The sequence below is a fragment of the Pseudomaricurvus alkylphenolicus genome (assembly GCF_011683955.1).
GTDB classification, from domain to species: Bacteria; Pseudomonadota; Gammaproteobacteria; order Pseudomonadales; family Cellvibrionaceae; genus Pseudomaricurvus; species Pseudomaricurvus alkylphenolicus.
Genome location: NZ_JAAQPI010000006.1, coordinates 383,801 through 406,318, shown reverse-complemented (window position 1 = coordinate 406,318; position 22,518 = coordinate 383,801). Strand labels below are relative to the sequence as shown.

General features: G+C 48.2%; 20 protein-coding genes. 11 read left to right on the top strand and 9 right to left on the bottom strand.

What is annotated here, in order from left to right:
- Positions 1–254 precede the first annotated feature (254 nt).
- The gene (locus tag HBA55_RS17840; protein ID WP_166994180.1) at positions 255–1,199 is read left to right on the top strand and encodes a LysR family transcriptional regulator; all 945 of its coding nucleotides are present in this window, start codon (positions 255–257) and stop codon (positions 1,197–1,199) included.
- Positions 1,200–1,406: 207 nt separating this feature from the next.
- Here the strand turns inward: HBA55_RS17840 and HBA55_RS17835 are convergent, their stop codons facing one another.
- Positions 1,407–1,934, bottom strand: coding sequence for a carboxymuconolactone decarboxylase family protein (locus HBA55_RS17835; RefSeq protein ID WP_166994178.1), 528 nt, complete (start codon positions 1,932–1,934; stop codon positions 1,407–1,409).
- 265 nt (positions 1,935–2,199) lie between these two features.
- Here HBA55_RS17835 and HBA55_RS17830 point away from each other — a divergent pair, with 265 nt between their 5' ends.
- From HBA55_RS17830 to HBA55_RS17800, 6 genes are all read left to right on the top strand, one after another.
- A complete protein-coding gene (locus HBA55_RS17830) occupies positions 2,200–2,994 on the top strand; it encodes an SDR family NAD(P)-dependent oxidoreductase (RefSeq protein ID WP_166994176.1) in 795 nt (264 codons plus the stop codon).
- Between the two features lie 39 nt (positions 2,995–3,033).
- On the top strand, positions 3,034–4,575 hold the full coding sequence (locus tag HBA55_RS17825; RefSeq protein WP_166994174.1) for an acyl-CoA synthetase: 1,542 nt from the start codon (positions 3,034–3,036) through the stop codon (positions 4,573–4,575).
- Positions 4,576–5,052: 477 nt separating this feature from the next.
- Positions 5,053–5,826: a glutathione S-transferase family protein gene (locus tag HBA55_RS17815; RefSeq protein ID WP_166994172.1), complete on the top strand. Its 774-nt coding sequence runs from the start codon at positions 5,053–5,055 to the stop codon at positions 5,824–5,826.
- Positions 5,827–6,412: 586 nt separating this feature from the next.
- Entirely contained in the window at positions 6,413–7,276 is an 864-nt protein-coding gene (locus tag HBA55_RS17810; protein WP_166994170.1) for an SDR family oxidoreductase, read from the top strand.
- Positions 7,277–7,326: 50 nt separating this feature from the next.
- Entirely contained in the window at positions 7,327–8,196 is an 870-nt protein-coding gene (locus HBA55_RS17805) for an acyl-CoA thioesterase domain-containing protein (protein ID WP_166994168.1), read from the top strand.
- 16 nt (positions 8,197–8,212) lie between these two features.
- Positions 8,213–9,373 carry an iron-containing alcohol dehydrogenase gene (locus HBA55_RS17800; RefSeq protein WP_240946139.1) on the top strand — a complete coding sequence of 387 codons (1,161 nt, stop codon included), beginning with the start codon at positions 8,213–8,215 and terminating at the stop codon, positions 9,371–9,373.
- 220 nt (positions 9,374–9,593) lie between these two features.
- On the opposite strand, the gene HBA55_RS38210 is transcribed toward HBA55_RS17800, so the two are convergent.
- Both HBA55_RS38210 and HBA55_RS17790 read right to left on the bottom strand, forming a co-directional pair.
- Positions 9,594–9,893 carry a putative quinol monooxygenase gene (locus HBA55_RS38210; RefSeq protein WP_166994164.1) on the bottom strand — a complete coding sequence of 100 codons (300 nt, stop codon included), beginning with the start codon at positions 9,891–9,893 and terminating at the stop codon, positions 9,594–9,596.
- Positions 9,894–9,963: 70 nt separating this feature from the next.
- Positions 9,964–10,500, bottom strand: coding sequence for a zinc ribbon domain-containing protein (locus HBA55_RS17790; RefSeq protein WP_166994162.1), 537 nt, complete (start codon positions 10,498–10,500; stop codon positions 9,964–9,966).
- Positions 10,501–11,652: 1,152 nt separating this feature from the next.
- On the opposite strand from HBA55_RS17790, the gene HBA55_RS17785 reads away from it, so the two are divergent.
- The 3 genes from HBA55_RS17785 (at position 11,653) to HBA55_RS17775 (ending at position 14,599) form a co-directional block, all read left to right on the top strand.
- On the top strand, positions 11,653–13,035 hold the full coding sequence (locus HBA55_RS17785) for a spinster family MFS transporter (RefSeq protein WP_166994160.1): 1,383 nt from the start codon (positions 11,653–11,655) through the stop codon (positions 13,033–13,035).
- Positions 13,036–13,066: 31 nt separating this feature from the next.
- Positions 13,067–14,134 carry an MBL fold metallo-hydrolase gene (locus HBA55_RS17780; RefSeq protein ID WP_166994158.1) on the top strand — a complete coding sequence of 356 codons (1,068 nt, stop codon included), beginning with the start codon at positions 13,067–13,069 and terminating at the stop codon, positions 14,132–14,134.
- 105 nt (positions 14,135–14,239) lie between these two features.
- Positions 14,240–14,599 (top strand): DUF5329 family protein, encoded by a 360-nt coding sequence (locus HBA55_RS17775; protein WP_206019840.1) that lies wholly within the window; start codon positions 14,240–14,242, stop codon positions 14,597–14,599.
- A 115-nt stretch (positions 14,600–14,714) separates the two neighbouring features.
- On the opposite strand, the gene HBA55_RS17770 is transcribed toward HBA55_RS17775, so the two are convergent.
- The 6 genes from HBA55_RS17770 to HBA55_RS17745 form a co-directional block, all read right to left on the bottom strand.
- Entirely contained in the window at positions 14,715–15,824 is a 1,110-nt protein-coding gene (locus tag HBA55_RS17770) for a glutathione S-transferase family protein (RefSeq protein WP_166994154.1), read from the bottom strand.
- A 438-nt stretch (positions 15,825–16,262) separates the two neighbouring features.
- The gene (locus HBA55_RS17765; RefSeq protein WP_166994152.1) at positions 16,263–17,279 is read right to left on the bottom strand and encodes an XdhC family protein; all 1,017 of its coding nucleotides are present in this window, start codon (positions 17,277–17,279) and stop codon (positions 16,263–16,265) included.
- 943 nt (positions 17,280–18,222) lie between these two features.
- The gene (locus HBA55_RS37230) at positions 18,223–18,423 is read right to left on the bottom strand and encodes a type II toxin-antitoxin system RelE/ParE family toxin (protein WP_206019839.1); all 201 of its coding nucleotides are present in this window, start codon (positions 18,421–18,423) and stop codon (positions 18,223–18,225) included.
- A 124-nt stretch (positions 18,424–18,547) separates the two neighbouring features.
- On the bottom strand, positions 18,548–18,823 hold the full coding sequence (locus HBA55_RS17755; protein ID WP_166994150.1) for a type II toxin-antitoxin system Phd/YefM family antitoxin: 276 nt from the start codon (positions 18,821–18,823) through the stop codon (positions 18,548–18,550).
- 117 nt (positions 18,824–18,940) lie between these two features.
- Complete coding sequence (locus tag HBA55_RS17750; RefSeq protein WP_166994147.1) at positions 18,941–19,264, bottom strand: site-specific integrase; 324 nt, start codon at positions 19,262–19,264, stop codon at positions 18,941–18,943.
- 85 nt (positions 19,265–19,349) lie between these two features.
- Complete coding sequence (locus HBA55_RS17745; RefSeq protein WP_166994144.1) at positions 19,350–21,452, bottom strand: TonB-dependent receptor; 2,103 nt, start codon at positions 21,450–21,452, stop codon at positions 19,350–19,352.
- A 389-nt stretch (positions 21,453–21,841) separates the two neighbouring features.
- Between HBA55_RS17745 and HBA55_RS17740 the strand changes: the two genes are divergently transcribed.
- Positions 21,842–22,501 carry an alpha/beta hydrolase gene (locus HBA55_RS17740; RefSeq protein WP_166994142.1) on the top strand — a complete coding sequence of 220 codons (660 nt, stop codon included), beginning with the start codon at positions 21,842–21,844 and terminating at the stop codon, positions 22,499–22,501.
- The last annotated feature ends 17 nt before the right edge of the window (positions 22,502–22,518 follow it).

Sequence of the window (22,518 nt, the reverse complement as noted above, 5' to 3'; positions counted from 1 at the left end):
AATTCGGGTGAGTGGTTACGACGTGGTCGTCTAGCCATGGTAAATCTCCTGTTCATGGGCACTACCGTGCCCTAAATCAGGCGAAGATTCCACTTATGGAGCTGTCCATATTTCCGGGGCCGGCTCTATATTAACAGCATCAATAGTTCTCTGGTGTGGAATACGGTGAGGGAAACGGATTTTGGATGGCAAAGGCCGAGTGACGGTTATATCTAGGTGAAGAATCGAAGTCTCGGATACGGCGGAGCGATGAAATGAAAAGACAACTCAATCTCAGAAATATCGATCTGAATTTACTTCCGATAATGGATGCACTTCTAGAGGAAGAGTGCGTTACCCTGGCGAGCAAACGTGTTCATTTGTCGCAGTCGGCCACCAGCTCAGCGTTGAAACGGCTGCGAGAAACCTTCGATGATCCTATTCTGGTCCGCGATGGTCAGAGAATGAAACCTTCACCGAAGGCACGGCAGATCAAAGAGGCGTTGAAGAATAATCTCGACTCACTCGCGGCGGTGGTAGCTACAATGACATCCTTTGAATGCATGGAAGTGGAGGCGGAAGTGTCTATCGCTGCACCAGAATATGTGCTGCTCGCCATGTCAAAGCTACTCAGGGGAGCTGTAAGTAACAAGGCAAGGACGATGAAGTTGAATATTGTGAAGTTCAGCCGACAGAGTGTTCGCAAACAGCTGGAGGATGGGGATATTGAGTTAGCAATCGGAGGGTTTGGAGAGCTGGACTCGAGCTTTCGTCGTCAGCCGCTCTATCACGAGTCGCTGGTTATCGTCATGCGGGCGAATCACCCGGCGCTTCAGTTGGCGGAATCTGGCCATATGACCATGGCATGCTTTACACAATATTCACATTTGGTCATTACGCAAGATGACATGCTGGAAGATGCATGGATTTCAAAATTTCTCAATAAGCATGGTATTCAACGAAAAGTAGATGCGGTTATTCCCAATCTTTCACTTTCACCAGAGGTCCTTAACAGCAGCGATCTCATCTGTATGGGTACCAAGCGTACGCTAGAGGCCATGCCTAGGTTTAATGAGCTGGCATTCTTGCTGCCGCCCAAAGAATTGAACGTTTCAGAATATGATGTTGAATTAGTTTGGAGTCTTCGTACTGATGATGACCCAGCGCTCAGCTGGGTTCGCAATGAAATAATGTCAGTGGGTAGAGCGGTACATGAATGAGTAGCGACTGGCTCCTGCTTAAAGTTAAACAATCATAGGACTTTCATAGGAGGCGGATTAATACACGCATGCTTGTCATGCCCACCAATTTGCGAAATTGCCTTGGAGTAATTATTACAACCAAAACAAGCGCAAGATATTGACGCAATCAATCCGAATAAACGATGACATAGCATGAGCGATACTACGTCATCGATGGCCTAGATTCTAAGTTCGTTCCACCTGTACGCCACAGCTTTTTAATCCCATGCTGAGGGCCATATAGGAGCCCACGGTGAAAATTGCATCCAGTGTATAATTCAGGCCGAACTTTTCCGTCATGGCTGCCCAGGCTTGATCACCTGCAGTAAAATTATTGCTTAGATCATCGACTAGCTGCATAAGTAGATTGTGTTCATCTTCATCCAGTGTTTCATTGTTCTTAACTTTCTGAATGGTGTCTTGGTCCAGCCCCACCCGTAAGCCAATGTGATGGTGGTGGTGCCACTCGTATTCACAGTCTACGTTTACGGCAGTTCTTAGGATCAGTAGCTCCCGGTGTTGGGGGTCGAGACTAGAGTCCATCATGGTGTATTTTCCAAAAACCGACCAGGATTCAAAGAGTTCAAAATTTCTCACTAAAGTCCCGAAGATGTTGGGGTAAGCGCCGTTTTTATCGGTGACGGGCTTGAGGAAGGCCTGTTGTTTATCGGTCAACTCTTCTGGGGTTAAAGGCGGCACGCGCATTTCGGTCATGATGGCAATCTCCTGAATAGTATGTGTGCTGGAGTCACAGGATAGCGCTGTATTAGTTGATTACTAATGGATTTCGCTAATAATGGATATTGATGGTTTGGTATTTCCAACGCTGGTTGGCGTGCTGAGTTGAGAAGGAGCTTATTGATATGCCAAATAGTCGGTATGAGTAGGTTGGATTACACTATCGCCAAGGCTCTGTCAGATAATAGCGGCATGGTAGGTTTATCGATGTTTGTTAATAGAATCTGATTGGAGATGGCTAATGAGACTGGAAGGTAAGGTGGCAATTGTTGTTGGCGCTGGGCAAACAACTGGAGAAACTGTCGGCAATGGTAGAGCAGCGTCCATATTGTTCGCTCGCGAAGGCGCTAGAGTCTTGTTGGTTGACCGTGATTTGCAGTCGGCAGAGTTAACTCGGGATATGATACTCGAGGAAGGTGGGGTAGCCAGTGCTATTGAAGCTGACATCACTAACGAGGCGGACTGTAAGCGCTTTGCGGATGTCTGTATCGAACGCTATTCATGTGTGGACATACTACAAAATAACGTGGGCATCGGTACTGGTGATAAAGGGCCGGCTTCGCTGGAAAGCGAGACCTGGGATAACATCATGGGTGTAAACCTAAAAGGAACTTTCTTCAGTTGTAAACACGTGATTCCCTATATGCGTAAACAGGGCAACGGCTGCATTACCAATATTTCTTCCGGAGCTGCGGTAATGTCGGTGGGCCTTGTGGGCTATAAGGTCTCTAAAGCGGGCGTAAATTCGTTAACGCATACTATCGCTATGGGTAATGCCAAGTACGGTATTCGAGCAAATGTGGTTATGCCGGGACTTTTGGATACACCTATGGCCATAGAAAGCCATTCATCGGCGCGAGGTGTAAGCCTTGAGAGTCTTCGAAGCGAGCGGGATGCGCATGTGCCCCTGAGAAACAAGATGGGCACCGCTTGGGATACCGCCTATGCCTCACTATTTCTTGCCTCGGACGAAGCCCAATTTATCACTGGCGCAGTATTACCGGTAGACGGTGGTCAGTCAGCCCGAATTGGTTAATGATACCTCGTTATAACGAACACTTAAGGATTACTGTCAATGCACCCTTATATACACGCTAAAAACGCCCCGCAACATCCCGCCTATATCATGGTGGAAACAGGAGAAGTTGTTACGTACGAGCAATTGGATCAACGTTCGAATCAGGCTGCTCAACTTTTTCGGGCTGCGGGGCTTCAGCGTGGAGATTGTATTGTTATTTTTCTGGAAAATCATGCCCGTTTCCTAGAACTGTGCTGGGCGGCACAACGCTCCGGTTTGTATTATACGCCCATTAGTTCGCGATTAACCGAATCTGAAATTGATTATATTGTTGCAGATGCAAAACCGAAGATGTTTTTCACCTCCAGCAAGTTACTGTCCACGGCATCAAATGTTACGCAACTTAAGGCTGATAGAATTTCATGTTACGTTGTTGATGGTGAAGGGGAAGGTTTTCAAAGTTATGAGCAGGCGAGGGATAGCTACCCTGCTGAACCCATATCTGATCAGTCCTGTGGTATTGATATGCTTTATTCTTCGGGTACGACGGGCCGCCCGAAGGGGGTTAAACTCCCGTTACCAGAGGGTCCCATCGAAACACTGGCGGAACGTTGGAAAAACTACCATACGATTATGGGTTTTGATTTTGACTCTGTTCACTATATCCCCTCACCGCTTTACCACGCACTGCCCATACACCACGCCATGGTGGCACAGAATTATGGGGGAACGGTACTGATAATCGATAAATTTGATCCGGAAACGGCGCTAAAAGTGATCGAAAAGTACGGTGTGACTCAGTCCAGTTGGGTGCCCACCATGTTTATTAGGTTGCTAAAATTGTCGGAAGAAATTCGAAAGAGTTACGATGTTTCAAGCATGCAGGCCATGGTGCACGGGGCTGCTCCCTGCCCAATATCTGTCAAGGAAAAGATCATCGAATGGTTCGGGCCGGTCGTCTATGAAGCTTATGCAAGCACGGAAGGTTTTGGTTCTACCTCGATTACCTCCGAGGAGTGGCTTAAACACAAGGGATCCGTCGGCAAACCTATACTGGGGCCGGTACATATTGTCGACGAGGTGACAGGTGAATCTTTGCCCGCTGGCAAAGTGGGGGCAATATATTTCGAAAATCCGCGTAAAGTCGAATACCTGAACGACACTGAAAAAACCGATAGCGTAAAACTCAAAAACGGATGGGCGACGGCAGGAGACATTGGTTATCTTGACAAAGACGGCTATCTGTATCTGACCGACCGTAAGTCAAATATGATTATTTCTGGTGGTGTTAATATTTATCCGCAGGAGACGGAAAATTTGCTGATCACTCACCCTAAAGTTTTTGACGTTGCCGTATTCGGTGTTCCCAATGAGGACTTTGGCGAGGAGGTGAAAGCTGTGGTTCAGCCTATGGACAAAGACGCTGGTGGACCGGAGTTAGAGAGAGAGCTGATAGACTTCTGTTTGAATAATCTTTCGGATTTAAAGGCGCCGAGATCCATAGATTTCAGGGCATCTTTGCCCAGGCACGAAACTGGAAAGTTGTACAAACGGCTTTTGCGGGACGAATATTGGGCTGATCACAACAGAAAAATCTAGAGCGGTATACTGAAGTTATTCTACATGAGTAATCGATTGTTCCATCTGTTGAGGTAGTGGCACACGCAAAAAAGACGAATTTGATTAGGTTCCAGGTGTTGTTATAGAAATCCAAGGATTCTGTTAGCGCAAGACCGGAACCATTTGAATTCCAGCTGGGCGCGGATATCTGGATGCGTATTAAATAGAACCCAGTGCTCCACATCGCTGCTGACGGCGATGGAGGATTGGGTCCGTGGCCTGGCCCGGATATGGTCACTTCGAAGCCAATACCCTCAGCCAATAAAATCCGAATACCGGCCTCTAAACCGCATTGACAGTTGCTTTTGACCGGCTTTGTGCTGGCGATTTTCTGAGTAAATACAATGACTTGGAAAAATTTACTGACATATTAATAAAATCCGAATAACAAGCAAGAAAAATATTGAATAATATGACTCTACTCAAACCGCCCAAGGCTGATTAAAAGGAGTAAAGATGAGATCTATCAAATTGTATGGCTACGCTACGAGCCCCTACGTGCGTAAAACCGCGTGCTTTCTCTACTATAAGGGCGTTGATTTTACTCATGTACCTGTCAATCCTGTGGATCCCACGGCTGCTTTAGGAGACGATAAAGGCACGCAGGTTCCCGTACTTGAAATTGATAATGAATGGCGTCTCGAATCTTCTGAACATGCACATTGGCTTGACGAACTGTTTCCAGAAAACCCTCTGTATCCATTAGCACATCAAAAGAAAATTGATGAAATTGACTGCTGGATAAGTGATAAATTTTTAACGAGTATATTCAGGTTTGCCATAAATGATGGAAATCCCATAGGCCTTGACTTTCGGTTTCGAGCCTGGCGCTTGGCTGCTCTAGTCAGTGCTCACACACCATTGCCAGAAACTGTTCGCCATAAATGGCCTGAGCTCCTGCGTGAAGCGCCGTTTATACAGCAAATGGCCAATCACATGGATTTGAACGAAAGTTATGACGATATGCGACTGCGAGTCTTCACAGAGCTGCTTTCCCATCTCAGTGACGGCCCCTACATGGGCGGTATCGATCAACCGACAATGCTTGACCTTGCTGTTTTTCCACAGCTCGTATGGGGTTATATGTTTGGTCTTGAGGAAAATCTAAGCGCCGCTATGCATACAACCGTCAAGGCATGGCTCAAGCGGGTTTCTGAACATTTACCCAACAACCCAACACTGATTGCCGATGAAATGCAAATCAACTCTCTTGCCGAAGCATTGTCTTAATATCATCTTACACAGATCTATTCTCAATTGAACTCTTGTCCGAAGCCTTCAGGGCGCCCGATAAGGCGCCATTGCCGGCTCCGTTTTCCTATCACTTAGAGCGATAGCGAATTGTTGCTCCCAACGAGCGCGGTTCATTGATCCATTGATTGTAATTATCTGCGGGCCCAAATAGATTTGAGATGAAATTCCCTGTACTAAAACTCATATAGTGCTCATCCGTAAGATTCTTGCCCCACAGACTTACATCCCAATTGTCACTTGTCCATCCAATTCTGCCTTCCCAAATCTCATACAGACTGGTGTAGGCAGGTTTTATCTACATGGGTTGATCCTCTTGAAATGATGAGTTGTTGCTCATATTTCTGAGTGTTTGCTACTGCCAAGCTTCGGTCTGCTAATTGACCGAGATGGCGCTTTGTGAGAGAGCCACTATGAGCCCACCATATATCAGTTTCTGCTCTCTCGAATAATTCATTCGATAGATGAAGGCTATGTCCAATATCGTTAGCTCGGCATATATAACCGAGGCTTGTAAAGCGTTAAATTAGAGCAACATGGTTAAGGTTATTACTGAGGAGTTACCTTGAGTAAAAATGCGATTGTGACCGGTACATCAACCGGGTTGGGTGCGAGTATAGCCGTTTTATTGGCTGAAAAAGGCTACAAAGTCTACGCCACGATGAGAGACACTAGTAAAAAAGACGGCGTGTGTAATCTTGCGCACGAGAGAAATGTCACTATCCATATCAAACAGCTGGATGTCTGCGACACAGAGAGCGTGGAGCGCTGTGTCGCCGAAGTTATAGAGGCAGATGGTGGCATAGATGTATTGGTAAACAACGCGGGTGCAGGGTTTGTCAGAACGACCGAGCAGGCAAGCGAAGAAGAAATTCGCTGGGTTACGGATGTCAACTATATGGGCGTGGTAAGGTGCACCAAGGCCGTTTTGCCTGCTATGCGTAGTGCTGAGAGTGGCCATATTATTAATATCTCTTCGGTGGGCGGTTTGGTGGGTATGCCCTTCAACGAGTTTTATTGTGCCGCCAAATTTGCCGTTGAAGGCTACACCGAGTCGCTGGCTAGCTATATCACTCCGGCCTTTGGTATTAGATTTACCGTCGTGGAGCCTGGCGGTATACATTCCGAGTTTGTCAACAGTGTGTTGAGCAAGATGCAAAGTACCGGCGGTTTTCGAGAGGATGCTTATCTCCCGTTACTACAGAAGTATTTTGCAAGCAGCAACTCCCGTCAGTCCGGCGAATCTGTAACTTATCAAACGGCTGATGAAGTAGCGAAGGTGGCCTGCCAGTGTTTAGACGGCAGTGATCCACCCGTAAGAGTGCGTACTTCAGCTTGGGCAGAGCAGATTTGCCAACTAAAAACGGAAGCTGATCCGAGCGGAAAGAAACTCCAACAGCAGGTGGTGAATCGCTTTTTGGGGAATTGAAGCAACAGGGCCGAACATAAAGGGAAGAACAGAATGGGTAGCAAAGAAACGTGAAATCGACAACGGAAAAACTAATCAATAGCTTGCAAGTGGAGCAGCTAGATACCTATCTTTTTAGGGGATTTACGGAAAATTCGACGTTACCTAGAATCTTTGGCGGACAACTTATGGCGCAAGCGGTTAACGCGGCGCTGCGAACAGTGTTGTCTGATCGGACAATTCACTCACTACATTCCTATTTTCTGGTGCCCGGTGATCCGCATAAGCCGGTTTTGTTCGAAGTAGATCTAATTCAAGATGGTGGTAGTTTTTCCTCCCGTCGAGTTGTTGCTAAACAGAGTGGAAAAGTGATTTTTCACTCTTCGTTCTCATTTCAATCGATGGAGAAAGGTCTTGAACACCAGCTACCAATGCCGAATTCTCCTGCACCTGATACCCTAAAAGATCAGGAAAGCATCTGGTCTGAGCTAAAAAAGCGTTATCCGAAACGAAGCTTTCAGCATAAAGATTTCTTCTCTGCGTGGAATATCCGATCCAATGAACTGGAGAGAATATTCCAACCCGGCCCTCGATCAGCGACAAGGCAGCTGTGGATCAAACTCTGTGAGCCCCTGCCTGAAGACCCGGTCTTGCACAGAACGCTACTGACTTATGTGTCCGACATGTTTCTGATGAGTACTGCATTGCTACCTCATGGCATGAGTGTTCATTCAGATCGTTTGCAGGGCGCCAGCCTGGATCATGCCATCTGGTTTCATGGTCCCTGTCGGGCCGATCAGTGGTTGCTGTATCAATTGGATAGTCCTTGGTCTGGTGGCGGCCGTGGCCTTAGTCGGGGTAGCTTTTACAATATAAGTGGTGATTTGGTTGCATCCACGGTGCAAGAGGGATTGATGCGATTGAGGTTAAACGAGGAATAAAAGATTACTTGGCTTCATGAAGGAGGGGTTAACCTTGTACCGTACATACTATGGGGGTCTACAGATCTATCGGCCAGTTTCGCCGGAACGCATCGTTTCCGGGGTAGGTAGCGCCGGAGAGCTTCCTCGGATTCTTAGGCACCTTGGCGTTAGTCGGCCGATTATCGCAACATCCAATAGTGTGGCGACAAGAACCCCCTTAGTAGATCACCTGAGTAAAACCATTGGTTACGATGACATTACAGTTTTTTCCAGTTGTGGACAGTATTCACCGGAAGATGACATTAATGCCCTTAATGAGGTGCTAACTGTTTCAGCAGTTGATTGCATCATCGCAGTTGGAGGTAATAGCGTTCTTGACACTGTTAAACTTGCTACCGGTCGTCAAGACATCGATTCCGCCAAAGAGCCGATTCCCCAAATAGTCCTACCAACAACTTTGTCTGCGGGAGAGTTTACACCGGAGGTAGGTCGCATGGAGGGGGCGACGGATACCATCCGATGGTTGCCGGATATGTGGGCAGCACCTAAAGCGGTTATTCTCGATCCTGTCCTAACCTTGTATACACCTGATGAGCTCTGGTTGGCGACGGGTTTTCAGGCGCTTGCTTATGCCATGGAGGCCGTTTGGTCGCACCAACCGCACCCCTATGTCGATACGCTTGCTTTGGAAGCCATTTCTGTCCTGACTCGGGAGCTTCCTAGAGCCCGCGGGGAGAATTCCTTGGAAGCGCGGGCAGCATGCCAAATCAGCGCCTGGATGTCGACATCTGATATTGGCGCAAAGGGCAGGAGTCTCAGTCGCTTTCTTGGCCATCAAATTGAATCTGCTTTGGATATATCTCATGGAGTTATGTCCTGCGTTTTGCTGCCAACGATAATGAGGCTGCTGGCAACTTCGACTATCGAAGCTCAAGTTCGAATCGACAATGCGATGGGAATCAAGAATAATACGGATACCCCCCTTGAGTACATAACTAGAGCCGGGGACTTCCTGGAGAAGTTGGCTTGGGAATTAGGTCTGCCGACGACCATTTCTGCTGCCGGTAGAGATATTAGTGAATTGGACGCTATTGCAAGCGACATTGTGGTAGCCGCTGAAACACTTGGAATGATGGAAGACTTACCAGAAGGGGTAGAAACGATTAAGGCCTTGTTGAGAAGAGTATGTTGTTGAGAATGCGGCGCTGAAGGTCTACTTAGATGTTAGTAGGTTACCCCCTCTGGATTATGCTATACACCCATCAGTCGGTATCTTAGCACAGAAAATACGGCTCGGATCCTTGAAGATTCAGGTTCCGCTGGGGTTGTGCCGTAGAACCGGAAAATAGCCCGCTTCCAATAGTTGACTGAATTCTCAATAAAGGCGTTTCTGGTATTGCGATAGAGTCTCGAAATCATTTATGGCGTACTATCAAGTCACATATTTCAATTGCTGGAGTAACGACGAAGAACTCATCGAACTGTTTGCGCCTCTGATCGATCACTGAAGAGTTGGCGTAATTCTTTAAAGCCGCTCTGTCAGAAAAGCACTGGATCGAGGTGTATTGACACGGATCTTTGTGAGATCTATGAAGAGTATATTGGAGTATTCCGAAAGACTTATTCTCTACGATAGATATCTGCTTTTTGGAAAGCTCTTCGAATTCTCTTACTTTCTCGCTACGGACTATCATTCTGGATATCAGGCTGATCATACAAATCACCAACAAGTTTTATGGTTAATCGATTGTTTTCGGTGGAGCAACTCTTCTTAAGCTGGCCGTCCTATAATCGATCAAAACAAGTTTTTGTTCTAACTGGAAATTCTTTTGAGTGACGATCAGAGAAGTAATGTCTGAGTGTGTCACCAATGATGGAAAAGGCCAGTTCGTCCCACGGGACTTCACACTCTCTAAATAATCGTACATCTGATGTTTCCTCTCCGGGTTCGAATGAATGGCTTACTAGTTCTGCTCGATGGAATATGTATAGCTGTGAGATATGTGGAATGTCGTACAAGCTATAAATTCCTTCGATGGATACGTTTGCCCGGGTTTCCTCCAATGTTTCTCTGATCGCGCCCTCTGCAACAGTTTCATTGTTTTCCATGAAGCCAGCGGGCAATGTCCACAATCCTTTCTGAGGACTAATTGATCGTTGGCAAAGCAAAACGCTGTCATCATGGGTCACCAGGCAGCCAGTGATAATATTGGGATTGCTGTAATGAACTATTCCACATCCCAAGCAAACAAATCGCTCACGATTGTCACCTGCAGGTATTTTTTCAATGACAGGATTTCCACATTGACTGCAATAGTTCACGAAAACGACCTCGCTGATGAGAAATTATGTACTCAGGTGTTAGAGTAATGCACACTGAGAACAATTAAAATCGATCGAATATCTATTTCGTAGATGACAGCTATTTCTACCAAGGGATATCCGATAAGAAGGGACTTCAGATCCTAAGTTAAGAATCAGTTTATCCATAAATCGAATGGCCATCATCTATTGTCGTATTAGTCAATCGTTTCGGAGATGATTGATTTGAGTGTTATACAAATGCCAAGCCCCGGTGGCGCCTAGTCTAGGAGAAAGGCAATGACTGCGGCGAAAGACCGGATCTGTCTGGGTAGGGCTGGTGGGCGCTGAAGACGCGAACGAGCCCACTGAATCAAATTGCTTTTCTTTGGATAATATGCTCTGGACTATGTGCAGCATATTAACGTCATAGATAGAGGTTATTCGTGAAATACATTTTTTCTTCCCAGAGGGTAGGGGTAAATTGGCTCTCTCAATTGATAACGGAGGACTTACGAGGTGAAATTCGGACAGTTTTATGAATGCCAGATGCTGCGACCTGGCATGAAAAAAGTGAGTTCAAACATTTTCTAGATGCACTCAATCAGAGCATTGGAGGATATTGATACCGATAAACACCACAATTTGGAATTAATGAATACCGTGGATAGTCATGCGGTGGAATCGTCAAATTATCAAACACGTTGATCATGCCAATAAGGCTTAATCTGTATCTGACGGGTGAAGAATTGGAGGTGTCGCCAGGACTGGCCTACACCGTATGCTACTCTTTTCGCGGTTAACGAGTAACTGGAGCCGACAAACGACTATTTTGTCCTTGGTGTTATTTTGTAGCGCTATAGCGGCGAGAGAGGGTGATCACGCCTATTTCTGCTATTAACGGTGGGTGGCGATATAATTGATTCACACGCATTAGTCCGGTGCTGGATTGTTCCGTAAGCGACTCGACATCCAATATTTATGAAGGAAAATAGATGTACTATACTCCGTTACTCACGTTAGCTGTAATCGTCTTGGTAGCGATAAGCCTCTTCCGATGTGGGGGCTTTCCGGAGCTTTTTATTGCTGAATATTCAGCTAAACCCATCTCTGATTGAGAATTGATAGGATTGTTTTCATTAGCTTAAAACAATAGAAATAGAGCGAATAATTATGTCGGAAGTAACGACTTGTACCGCAGATACATCAGAAATTACCGTCCCTAATGACGGCTACCCTCCGTTAGGAGTTGCAGGGCTTTCGCTAGGGCTATTATTCACTGCCTATGTTTTGTCCTTTCTCGATCGGCAGGTTTTGTCATTGCTGGTTGGTCCCATTCGTGACCAATTTGGAATAAGCGACTTTCAGTTCAGTCTATTGCAAGGGGCTGGATTCGCCGTCATCTACACGATCGCCGGATTGCCGCTCGGACGTATGGCTGATCGGTATTCGAGACGGGTGATTATTATGGGTTCTGTTTTCAGCTGGAGTCTTGCTACTGTTATTTGCGGTGTTTCGAAATCCTACTCTCAACTCTTTTTGGCGCGTATGGCGGTGGGAGTTGGTGAAGCAGGACTAACTCCTTCAGCGTATTCCATCATCACGGACAGCTTTCGTCCGAATTTATTGGGTTACGCGCTTTCTTTTTATAAAGTGGGCGTCACTGTTGGAGGTGGTTTGGCGTTGGTCATCGGCGGTGCTCTTTACGATTACTTCAATAGCACGCCTCAGCTATCCGTTCCCTTTTTGGGTACTTTGGAACCATGGCAGGCGACGTTTGTTGCGGTGGGTGTTCCTGGATTCTTACTCTGCCTTTTTCTAGGTCTGATTCCTGAACCCGAGCGTAAGGGGGTGGCGGTATCGAAAGTATCCTCTACTATGGAAGCCGGATTCTCGTTGAAGCAAGCTCTTGGCTTCTTGTGGCAACGGAAACGTGTATATGGGCCGCTATTTATTGGCTCTTCCTGCATTTCAATTGCCAGCTATGGCAGTGCGGCGTGGTATCCGGAGATGTTGACCAGAAACTATGGATTGTCCAAGAGTGAAGCTGGATCTGCTTTCGGAATGATATATTTGGTGGCGGCTACCTTAGGCGTGATGTTTGGCCCATGGTTAGCTGCCAAGTTGGAACGTCGGGGGCACAAGGATGCCTACGTGCGTACCATACTCTATACTTCACTGGCAGCCGCAGTGCCTTCGACGGTGGCGCCGCTTTTGGGGAGCGCCGACGCCACCATTGGCCTACTATGGCCTACGGTGTTCCTGGGGATGACCTATCTTGGTGTAATTGCCGTGAGCTTCCAGATCATTACGCCAAATCAGCTACGCGGTCAAACGACAGCTATCTATATCTTTGTAACCAACATACTGGGAATGGCGGTCGGCACGAGTATCTTAGCAGCGTTTACAGACTTTTTATTTCAGGATGATCAGTCACTCAACTATTCGATCGCTACTGTTAATGCAATCTTCTATCCACTAGGGGCAGCTCTATTCTGGTATTGTTTACCAGCTTACCGAAGAAGCGTGGAAGAGGTAGGTAACTGGAAGCTGTGAGTGGACGTGTCTGCCTAAGGGGAAACAACCAATGATCAAACGCTTGACCAGGGGTCTTATTGGCACCTTGATCGCCGCAGTGTTGTTGTCTGTTGGCTGTAGCACCATTTACCGGGAACCTCGGTTTGTGATTACTGAAATCAAGAACAAAGAAGAATCCAGTGGCATTCTCCGATCCTGGCTTACCACAGAACAGCGCGTACCCGTACCCCAGGAGCCCTTGCCTTTGCGACCTATTCCGATAAGAGATTTGCACGAGAACTTCCAGCCCGTGCTTTACCGCCTGGGACACTCCACGATGCTGATACGATTGGACGGTGACTACATCTTAACCGACCCGATATTCAGCGAGCGAGCTTCTCCGGTGCAGTGGATCGGCCCTAAACGATTTCATCCAACACCTATTGAAATCGACGCTTTACCGTCAATCAAGGCAGTGATTATTAGCCACGATCACTATGATCACTTGGATAAAGCCTCGATTAAAGCCCTGGCTGACAAGATAGAGTATTTCCTGACCCCGCTGCGCGTTGGCGATCATCTGCGTCGCTGGGGTATCGAGGAGAATAAAATTGTCGAGTTGGACTGGTGGCAGCACAAACAACTGGGTAGCCTCACGCTCACGGCCACGCCGGCCCAGCACTTTTCCGGCCGCGGTTTGTTAGACCGAGACCAGACTTTGTGGGCGAGTTGGGTAATCGAAGGGCAGCAGGGGAAACTGTTTTTCAGCGGTGATACTGGCTATTTTAACGGTTTCAAGGAAATTGGGGAGCGGTTTGGTCCTTTTGATATCACAATGATTGAGAACGGGGCTTATAATGCTGCCTGGGCTGATTTACATATGATGCCGGAAGAGAGCTTGCAGGCGCACCTGGATTTACAGGGCAAAGCCATGCTGCCGATTCACAATAGTACCTTTAACCTGGCCCGGCACAACTGGTTCGACCCTTTGGAGTCCATTGATACACTGGCGCAGCAGCACAAGGTACAATTGATCACACCAGTATTTGGCGAGGCGGTGTCGATTACCAACCCCGGCGAGACCTATGCCTGGTGGCGGGAATATCTGCCGGTGTTGGCGTCGGTTACTGGAGGCTGATATTTTTATCCATGCTCACAATACGACCATGCCAGAGTTCTTGCTCAATAAAATGCAACGGCTAGATCTTGCGCTGTATCTATTGTCAGATGGGGAGTAATGCTGTTGGGAAAGATAAAACCAATTCTGCTGATAGCCACCTTGTTGCTGACGCAAGGGGTGGTAGCAGACAATACCAAAAGAGATATCGCTCATCTGTTGGACTTTGTCGCTGCCTCCGATTGCACCTTTATCAGAAACGGCAGTGAACACGCCGCAAAAGATGCCGTCAGCCATATACGAAAGAAGTTCGACTACTATAAGCGTGACATTGACACTGCCGAGGCCTTTATCGCGTTGAGTGCCTCGCAGAGCACGTTTTCAAAAAAGCCCTACACGGTTAAGTGCCCGGGCACTGGAGCAATTCCCTCACAACACTGGCTGCTGGCTGAGCTCAGGCGGTATCGCGGCGCCCCAACCCCGTAATAGACTACTTTAGTTGAAATAGCATCTAAGCGAACTCATTCGGTGCGCCTGCACAACTTAAGGGCAAGTCGAGCAAAAAGGATTATTGCGCCACATGGAAGCAAGCTCCTAGCTCCTAAGAATCGGCCTCAACCAACTCCAATTGACCTGCTTTTCTTTCTAACCTTTTGGGCATAGGTGTACTCAATGACTCATAACCCCCCACGGCTTTTAGAAATTGATCAGCAGCCTCCCTATCTTGCCCCTGAAGGCTTTGATAATGTATGTAAGCCCTCTGATACATCCATTGTGCAAAGCTGCTAATTACTCGTTCGCCGCTGGCGTCTCCCGTAGTGAATGAATGCATACCCAGGAAGCGAGGGATATTGCCACCGGGGTTTGCCTCTAACCACGCAGCATTTTTAGCTACCGCATCAAGTACATCGGGTAGTTGATCTTTCATTTGGGTTTTCAGGATCGGCAGTAGCGTTTCTGGGACCTCATCATCAGCCAGAAATTCACCGGACAACGGATTCGGGTTGTTCATACGCTCTACCCAGGCGAACACATTCGGCGCGCGCTCTTGCATGATAGCTTTCGGTACCGGGTCCCTCGCTAAATGGGCATAGAGGGGTCCGATGAAACCAAAATCACCTATGCTTGGGCGGGAACCCAACAGGAAATTGTGTTGCTCAAAATGCTTGTCGAGCTGGTCTAGAAACTCTAGGTACACTGCTTCTATGGCGGGAATAGTTGCTTCACTAATTCCCAACGCCGGTAGCATCCTGCTAAACCCCTTCGAAGTTTTCTCGCCGATAGCGATTTGTTCTTCCTCACTGCCGTTCGGATTACTCATGCGGCCGAACTCTTTCAAAATGAACTCGCGCTGCTGGTCAATAACGCTCCAGCGGTAGTGCATGGCAGGAATAACTAGCCACTCATCTCCGTAGAGTTCAAACAAAAGGGCTACCAAACGCTGTACCGGGCCCGCCGGGCAAACGCTCCCAGCCGGATGGCGAGGTTCAAGGAAGTCAATGATGTCGGTAGTATCTTGAATGTATTCCCCATCAGCCGTTTCTAACACCGGTACAATAGGCGCACCAATTTTAGGTAGAATTATCGACTTATAAACCTCCTGGGTGGCGGTGCGCTCTTCCCAATTCAGTCCCTTATAGCGCATATACGCACGGACTTTACCGGTGTAATAGGAATGATCCGCGCCGTAAACTATGTATTCCACTGCCATCGTTGATCCAAGAGTACATCGAAATATCGATCTATGAGTTAATTATCGTAGAAAATCTATTAACCGTAATTCTATTTCCAACTGGATTGCAGGGGAAAGCGATAGTTGCAATACTCAAAATTGGTGCTGTGGATAGTCGTCAATACACCTTGTCAGAACATCGAGTAGAAACTGTCTGAGTATGCGTCACATCAATATCGGTTATGTGGAAATTCGGATAGTTGTCTACGGTTCTTGTCAGCATTCTTCCGGAGTAGGGCCGTAATTCGACTGGAACTAACGCCTATTTTCTATTAACCGAGCCGAATAACTGGGTACTGGTCAATGCGCGGTGTAGCATGAGTTGGATTTTATAGCGATAGCTATTGTTGCACCCAATAACGGGTAATCCGCGAATGGTTTACCCATTGCCACGGAAATTGGGTCGTCAGAGAAGTGCTATTGTAGGGTGTAGCAAGGTCCTTCCCACGCGATTTTTTTTACTCCATTTCTGATCGCCGTCAGCTCTACTAATACTGCTAGTGCAATTTCCGGTGGAGTTTTACTTCCAATAGTCAGGCCGACTGGAGCGTGTAGCCGATTCAATTCATCGTCCGTGTAAGAGAAATGCTGCTTCAGACGTTGGCGACGATTTTGACTGGTACGAACCGAGCCGAGCGCACCCACATAGAAAGCGTTGGTACGCACTGCCTCCATAATGGCGAGATCATCTAACTTGGGATCATGGGTAAGAGTGACGATTGCTGTGCGAGGATCGGGTTTAAGCGCAGCCACTACGTCGTCAGGATATCCATCTAACAGTTCGCCGTGTTCGTTGTCCCAGTCTTGGCGGTACTCCGGTCGAGGATCGCTGATAAGCACTCGGTAGCCCAAACCGGCAGCCATCTGCGCAAGATACTTTGAGGTTTGCCCGGCTCCGACAATCAACAGTTGCCAGAGTGGTCCCAAGTAGGTAGTCCAGCTATGAGGTTTACCATCTGGATCTACAATTAGGCTTGGTTTATGCGTGTCAGCATTACGTGTGCCGCTGGCTCGCTGATCCTGAATAGCGCTTCGACCGGATTTGAGACAGACAGTGCGCACTAAAGTTTGACGCTGATGAATGGCCTCGATGATTAGTCGCAGTTCGGTGGCATCTGTAAGTGGTTCCAATAACAGTTGTAAGGTGCCACCACAGGGTAGGCCAAAACGATTGCGTTCCTCGGCTGTCTCACCGTATTTGACTAATTGTATCTTTGTTGGGGGCTTCTCGAATAGCTGCTGCAAAAGATCGTCCTCCACACAACCGCCGGAAACGGAACCGGCAAAATGACCATCTGAACTAGCAACCAACAACGAGCCCACTGGGCGAGGCGAGGTGCCCCAGGTTTGCACCACTGACACCAGTGTTACTTGAGCACCGCGCTCCACACCTGCGAGAGCGGCAGTTAGGACTTCTAACTCGGTAGTTTGCATAATACGCTTTTTAACTCTATTTGCGGAGGTTTTCAGTGGTGCGGCAATCGGTTTAAAGGTAGATGCTGTCGTCGTTCCGCGGTTTTAGCACCGTATTACCAATTGCCACAGCCACTGGCGTAGCCCCGACTCACCAATACCTACTGGCACCTCTTGACTATCGATAATTCGAACCTCATTTTCAAGAGCTTCGGACATACGTGCCAAGTTATAATCGAGAGTATTACCAGCGGTATTATCTGACAAAGCTGAATCAAATACCCAATGGAAAGTATCAATGGCAACTATTTGTTTTCTGCATATTTATGACGTGAATTTGGAAATCTCTGAGCCAATCTTGCTGTCTCGAAAGCTGACGCGGTTCAAACCGGGGTACCACTTCTAACGGCCACATTGTCCCTTTAGGAATCGTTGGGCGGTTACTTTGATGAGATCGAAGACACGGTCGTTGAGGCCATGGATAGAACAGAAAGAACCAGATCCATGGTGGAGAACTTTAACGGCAGGGTGCGAGTACATATCAGACATCGTTAGGAAATCGGTTCGGGTATCTGGATTTGCTTCGATTTTTTATGAACCACAGCCCGCTTGTTCGCAGTGCTAGAATCGAGAGAAGAGGTAAGTCACCAGCTGAGATCTTTTCAGGCAAACCTCACCCGCATTGGCTAGAGATGTTGGGTTACCAACGGTTTCAGCGCGCCGCCTAAACCGTATCGATGAATATTCATCGACATTTGTGTCCAGGCCGGCAGAGGCGGGTAAAAACTCATCAATTGAAACTCAAAGCCACCTGTTTCTGAACCACGCCAAATTTGTAATGCGGTGATCTTGTTTAAATATTAGGATCTCGCACCACACATGGTCGAATTTATGCATACCTGGTGATGGAATTATTTGAGAGACAATGAATTGTAAGACGGGATTTATTGAGTGGTTACAAAGCTTATGCTTTCAGCAAGCGGCGCTCTAGCAGTGTTTGCATATCATGGCGACCATCGGCAACCACCATTACATAAACGTTGTCGGTAATTACACGGTAAATAATGCGGTAGGGTTTGAAATACATCTCCCGGTATTCACGTAAACCAACTGCCAAGAGTTCCTCGGGGAAAGCGCCTCGGTCTGGATTTTCAGACAGACTCAAAAAGGCCTCCTCAATTTTTCGAGAACGTAATCAGCCTTATCGGGTGCGTCGTGATATTCGATATATTCGTATAATTCCCCTAGATCAAAGGCTGCGTCATCGGTCAGAAATGCTTGGTAACTCATCAGCGTTTTTTGCTTCGGTTGCGAAGCCGCTCAACAGCATCATCGGCAGGCTGAACCTTACCTTCTTCGATCTGGCGTGTGCCCAGCGCCAGTATTTTCAGCAGCGCCATAGTTTCCTGCGTCTGTTCATAGCTCTTAACATCCTGTATCACAGCTTTGGCCTCACCATTTTGGGTGATGACCATGGGTTCCCTCTGAACAGATAGGTTGCGTATGACTTCTGCGGCATGTGCCTTCAAGTAACTGATTGGTTTAATGTGATCTGATAGTTTCATAGGCATCTCCGTGGGGAGCCAAATATAGTCAGAATACAGGTCTTCAGTCAAGATCAAAGGTATGTGTATGGCGATAGTGTGAGGGTGCTATGGCTGGGTTGGGAAATCAGGACTGTACTAGATTTGTGCTAATCGTCTATGGAGATTTGGACAAGACCGGTTCATATCCACCTGGGACCACTGGAGCTGTGTGACATTGGCTTCACGCAGGCCGGTAGCCAGGGTGAAACGTAATTCCTCGAGCAAGCGATCAGCTTCCTCATGCGTTAACCAGCGTACGCGCCGCTTGGGTTCCGGCAGCATTGGAATGTAGGTGGTGGCTTTGTCGATCCACTTCCAGTCCGTCCGTGCCTTCTTCAAAATAGCTCGAATCACTTCCAGCAAACGATTCACAGTGGCGTTCTTAACACCCTCTGCGAGCTTTGCCTTGATAGTCTGCACATTTCCGGAATATCCAATAAGAAGGCGCGAGATTTCTCTCGCGCCTTTCAGCGGTCGAACTTCCTGACCGATCAAACGCTGGGGTTCAGAAGCTGCCGTTCACAGAGAAGAGGGCTGTCAGGGGAGCGCCCACAGTCACCTGGTGCTTGCTATGCGCGTTCGGGTAGTAGTCCTCATCGGTCAGGTTTTCGATGTTCAGCTGCAGACGTACCTTTTCAGACAAATCGTAGTAGGCGGCAACATCGACGCGGGTGTAGCTTGGCAGTTTTTGAAGGGAACCATCGGAGATCAAAGATTCGTCCTGATAGGTAATGCCGATGCCGGCACCGAAGCGGTCTGTGAACTCGTAGTTGCTCCACAAAAATGCCATGTTTTCCGGCAGTTCTCGCGGTTCCTGTCCGGATCCGGTTTCCCCCTCCAGGTAACTGTAGCCACCGGTGAAATACAGACGGTCGTTAATCTGGCCCTGAACCTGAATCTCAAATCCTTCAACTTCCAAGCCACGAACTTCAAACTGTTCACCGGTGTCGTTATCACGGTCAGCGCGGGTTTGCTCATTTTCGAAGTAGGCGGTCGTCAGGCTCAGGGTTGAAGTGATGTCCCACTTGACGCCAATCTCGGTGCTTTCAAAGGTGTCCGGGTCCAACTTGTCATTGTCGCCATTGATGTTCGCATACTGCTCGCCACTGCGAGGCAGGAAGGACTCGCTGTAGCTGGCGTAGATGGACAGGTTGTCCATGGGCTTAATGATAACGCCGGCGCGGGGAGACACTTCTTCGTCTTTGCGGCTGCGTCTCTCGTCGGTCTTGACATTGAATACGTCGATTTCAAAACTGTCAAAACGCGCACCCAAAACAATATCCATCCAGGGGGTGACTTTGATCTGGTCCTGGATATAGAGCGACTGCACTTCGATATCCACGCGCGTGTCGTCGTTCAGATCAGTGGCGAAGCTGTTGCCGGTAACTACGCCTGAGGTATTGACCGCAGTGCCTCCGCTGATAATGCGGCTGCTGATGGGGAAGATCTCCGTGTCGGAGTCGTTGTTGCTGTCCGGAGTCCAGACGGCATTGTATCGGTCCTGATCTGAAGAAGTGTCAATGTATTCACCGCCAAACAGCAGCGTATGCTCCATACCGCCAGTGGTAAATTCCTTGATCAGATTCGCCGACAAGATCGTGTTTTGACGATCAGTGGTGTCGAGATAACCATCCAGGGTCACTTCATCGGGCGAGTTTGCCTCGTTATAGGCAGAGGCGTAAAAGTTCTGGTAGGACTTCTCGTAGTCACCATGGAAAGCACTGAAAGTTCCCTTCAGACTTTCGGAAAATTCGTGCTGCAGCGCCGCGCGAAATACGTGAGCTGTAATATCGGTCTTGTTCAGTTTGGCATCGCCGAAGACAATATCGTCCAGGGCGTCTACCGGCCTGCCATCGGCACCGGTCGGAATGCCGCGATCAACAAAACGCTCGTGATCGACATATTCGTAGAACAGATCCAGGGTGGTTTCGGGACTCAGTTGGATACGCAGGGTAGGGTTGATGCCATACTGGTCGCCATCGAAGAAATCACGGTGGTTTTCCAGATCTCCATAATAGGCATTCAGTCGGAACGCCACATTTTCACTGATAGCGACATTGGAATCGACCTGCACTTCGTACTCACCGTGGGTGTCCACGGAAGCCTTGTAGTCGGTAAAGTCTTCACCGATCTGGCCTTTCTTGGAAACGCGGTTCAGAACACCGCCGGTACCGCCGCGACCGAACAACAGCGCATTGGGACCACGCAGGATCTCAACCTGCTCCACATTGTACAGCGGGCGGTAGTATTGAACGTCATCGCGGACACCGTCGATAAAGAAGTCGGCGGTTGAGCGAACACCGCGGAATACCACAGAGTCACGGTGACCTTCACCTTGGGAGGTGTTGACGCCAACGGTGTAATCGACAATGCCCCTCAGGCTTTTGATGCCTTGCTGTTCAATCTGAGCAGCACTGAAAATCGACAGGCTCTGGGGGATATCAATAATAGGTGTAGGGGCTTTCACGGAATTGACTTTATCCATGGAGAGATGCTGGCCCTCAATCTGAACTTCCTCCGAATACCTGGCGTTTTCCGCTGCGACGGCGTTGGCGAGCAAGGCTGATGACAGCACAGTGGATAACAGGACGACATTCTTCTTGTGCATGGTGTTGACTCTTTTCAATTCTCAAATTATAAGCAAATACTAAAGGTAATGAAAAAGCGAATCAATACTAATAACAAAAATAAATTGGCTGTGATTTGAGCTTCTTTTGTGCGGGAAGCGTGTGGAGTGCGAATTCGTATTTCAGCAAGCTATTGGCAATCGAAATAACCCGTTGCAGTGAATAACCCACTCATAATTGCGGAGATCGCTTGCAGTTGCGATTCATTACGATGAGCTGCTGGCGCAGTATCAAATTCTCGGCTGCAGTTTGAGTTCCTGTCCCTTCAGCAGTACCATGGCATCTGCTTTCAGTGGCACAGAAATCACGTTACGGGATTCGAACTGATCTGGGCCAATGGAGATGTTATCCCCTGCCATCGAGACAACAAATGAATTATCTGCCCTGCGTTGAAATCGAACCACGAACCCCGGCGAACGCCGCTGTTATCTGGCTGCATGGCCTTGGCGCCAGCGGCGACGACTTTGCCCCCATAGTACCGGAGCTGAACTTGCCCGAAGATTTGGCGGTGCGGTTTGTCTTTCCGCACGCGCCCTCTATTCCCGTCACCATTAATGGTGGCATGGTGATGCCGGCTTGGTACGACATTTTGAGTTTGGATATCGACCGCAAAATCGACAGTCAGCAAATTCTGCAGTCGGCAGCTGCGGTGACAGACTTGATTGATCGGGAAATCGAGCGGGGTATCGACAGCCAGCGTATTATCGTGGCGGGATTTTCCCAGGGTGGTGCAGTCGCCTATCAGGCCGCCCTCAGCTACCCAGCGCAACTGGCCGGGTTAATGGCGCTCTCCACCTACTTTGCCACGAGCGACAGCATCGAGCTTAACGCCGCCAATCAGTCGTTACCGATGTTTGTCTCCCACGGTACTCAAGACCCGGTGGTACCGGAGATGCTGGGCCAACGTGCTGTCGAGAATCTGCAGGAAAAAGGATTTGAGCCTGATTACAAAGTCTACCCGATGCAACATGAAGTCTGTTTGCCGCAGATTCGGGACATAGCGCGCTGGCTGCAGGAGCGTTTGCCGTAGTTACAACGTTATCAATC